4 protein-coding genes are annotated in these 2,805 nt (G+C 76.1%); all 4 read left to right on the forward strand.

Annotation, left to right across the window (positions count from 1 at the left end; genetic code table 11):
* The coding region (locus NBW84_RS12655; protein ID WP_250284810.1) for a chorismate synthase at positions 1–342 on the forward strand (342 nt) is incomplete at its 5' end.
* A gap of 25 nt (positions 343–367) precedes the next feature.
* Positions 368–1,072: a shikimate kinase gene (locus tag NBW84_RS12660; protein ID WP_250284811.1), complete on the forward strand. Its 705-nt coding sequence runs from the start codon at positions 368–370 to the stop codon at positions 1,070–1,072.
* A 35-nt stretch (positions 1,073–1,107) separates the two neighbouring features.
* Positions 1,108–2,238, forward strand: a complete 1,131-nt coding sequence (aroB, locus tag NBW84_RS12665) for a 3-dehydroquinate synthase (RefSeq protein ID WP_250284824.1) — start codon at positions 1,108–1,110, stop codon at positions 2,236–2,238.
* Positions 2,239–2,391: 153 nt separating this feature from the next.
* On the forward strand, positions 2,392–2,805 hold a 414-nt coding region (locus tag NBW84_RS12670), incomplete at its 3' end, for a type II 3-dehydroquinate dehydratase (protein ID WP_250284826.1).

Raw genomic sequence — 2,805 nt, forward strand, 5'->3', positions numbered from 1 at the left:
GGCATCTACCGGGTGCGGCGGGCCACCGACCGCGCCGGCGGCGTCGAAGGGGGGATGACCACCGGTGAGCCGCTGCGGGTCCGGGCCGCGATGAAGCCGATCTCGACGTTGTCCCGGCCGCTGTCGACGATCGACGTCGCCACCGGGGAGCGGGCGGTCGCGATCGCGCAGCGCTCGGACGTGTGCGCGGTGCCCGCCGCCGGGGTGGTCGGCGAGGCCATGGTGGCGCTGGTGATCGCCGACGCGGCCCTGGAGAAGTTCGGCGGCGACTCGGTGGAGGAGTCCCGCCGCAACTGTGAGACATACCTGAAGTCCCTGATCGTCCGATCGGAGCCGATATGATCGCCGCTGTCCTGGTGGCGGCCCGGTGACCGGCTCTCCGGACGCCGCCGGCGCCGCTGCCACTGGCGCCGCTGACAGCGGCGCCGCCGACGGTGTCGCCCTTGGCAGCGTTGCCGCTGAGGGTGCCGCCGCCGGCAGCGCTGCCGCGGCGGCCCGCGTGCGGCGGCCGGTCGTGGTGCTCGTGGGCCCGCCCGGGTCGGGGAAGACCACGGTCGGACGGCTGCTGGCGCGGCGGCTGGAGGTGGCCTTCCGGGACACCGACGCCGACGTCGAGGCCCGGGCCGGGCGGTCCGTCGCCGACATCTTCGTCGAGCTGGGGGAGGAGCACTTCCGCGCACTGGAGCGGGACGCCGTCGCCCGCGCCCTGGCCGGGCACGACGGGGTGCTCGCCCTCGGCGGCGGGGCCGTGCTGGACGCGGCCACCCGGCAGGCGCTGCGCGGGCACACCGTCGTCCACCTCGACGTCGGGGTCCACGACGCGGTGGCCAGGGTCGGCCTGGCCCGGGACCGGCCACTGCTGGTCGAGGGGCCGCGCACCAGGATCGCCGCGATGCTGCGGGCCCGCGCGCCGTTGTACGCCGAAGTCGCCGCCGCGGTGGTGGACACCGTGGGGCACACACCTGAGGAGGTGGTCGGGTTGGTCGAGAAGCTGCTGGCGGACCGCCGGCATCACGATCATGCTGTCGCGGCGCCGGCGGGCCGGCTGCCCGGGCCGCTGGTCGGGCCGTGACGACATCGCCGGCGGCCCCGGTCCCCGCCGCCCCGCTGGCGTCCCAGGGGGGGCCGGCCGCCCCGGACGCGGTGACCCGCATCGAGGTCGCGCCCACCGGCGAGCGTCCCTACCAGGTCGTGGTCGGCACGAGCCTGCTCGGCGAGCTCGCCGAGCGGGTCGCCGGCCGTACCCGGGCCGCGGTCATCCACCCCCGCGCGCTGCGGGCGACCGCGGAGGCGGTGGTCGCGGACCTGCGGGATGCCGCGAAGGTCGAGGCCCACGCGGTCGAGGTCCCCGACGGCGAGGAGGCCAAGCAGGCCCGCGTCGCCGGCTTCTGCTGGGACGTCCTCGGCCAGGTCGGCTTCACCCGCGACGACGTCGTGATCGGCCTCGGCGGCGGGGCGACGACCGACCTCGCCGGCTTCGTGGCCGCCACCTGGCTGCGCGGCGTCGACCTCGTGCAGGTCCCGACCACGGTCCTGGGGATGGTGGACGCGGCGGTCGGCGGCAAGACCGGCATCGACACCGACGCCGGCAAGAACCTCGTCGGGGCCTTCCACCATCCGCTCGCCGTGTTCGCCGACCTGGCGACGCTGGCGAGCCTGCCCGCCAACGAGCGGATCTCGGGCCTGGCCGAGGTCGTGAAGGCCGGTTTCATCGCCGACCCGGCCATCCTCGACCTGCTCGAGGACGACCCGAGCGGGCTGCGCCACCAGCGCGAGCTGATCGAGCGGTCGATCCGGGTGAAGGCGGCGGTGGTGTCGGCCGACCCGCGGGAGGCCGGCCGGCGGGAGATCCTCAACTACGGGCACACCCTCGGGCACGCCATCGAGAAGGTCGAGGGGTTCAGCTGGCGGCACGGTGCGGCGGTATCGGTCGGCATGGTCTTCGCGGCCTCGCTGGGCCGGCTCGCGCTGGGCCTGGACGAGCCCACCGCCGACCGGCACCGGGCGCTGCTCGAACGGGTCGGGCTGCCCACCGTCTACCGGGCGGACCGCTGGCCGGAGCTGCTCGACGCGATGCGGCTGGACAAGAAGAGCCGCGGCCGGCGGCTGCGGTTCGTCGCCCTCGAGGGGCTCGGCCGGCCACGCATCCTGGAGGACCCGGACCGGGCGCTGGTCGTGGCCGCGTTCTCGGAGGTGGCCCGGGAGCTGTCGGACCTGCCCGGCGGGGACGAGCGGTGACAGCACCCCGGCACACCCGGGCCAGGCGCACGGGGGAGGCCCCGCCGGGGCCTGGCGCGTCGGGTGCCCGCCCACGAGGGCGCGGCCACGCAGGCCCGGCCACGCAGGCCCGGGTATGAAGATCCCGGTCATGAGGGCCCGGTCGTGAAGGTCATGGTGCTCAGCGGGGCGAACCTCGGCCGGCTGGGGCTGCGGGAGCCGGCGGTGTACGGCAGCCGCAGCTACGCCGACCTGGTGGCGGCCTGCCAGGAGCTGGCCGGGGAGCTCGGCCTGGTGGCGGACTGCCGGCAGACCGACGACGAGGCCACGATGCTGCGCTGGCTGCACGAGGCCGCCGACCTCGGCGTCCCGGTCGTGCTGAACCCGGGTGCCTGGTCGCACTACTCCTACGCGCTGCGCGACGCGGCCGCGCAGGTGGCGGGCCCGCTGGTCGAGGTCCACCTGAGCCAGACCCATGCCCGGGAGGCGTTCCGGCACCACAGCGTGATCAGCGCGGTGGCGACCGGGACTATCACCGGCCTCGGTTTCGACTCCTACCTCCTCGCCCTGCGCGCGGTCGCGGCCCGC

This window comes from Protofrankia sp. CiP1_Cm_nod2 (genome assembly GCF_920664355.1).
Classification (GTDB): domain Bacteria; phylum Actinomycetota; class Actinomycetes; order Frankiales; family Frankiaceae; genus Protofrankia.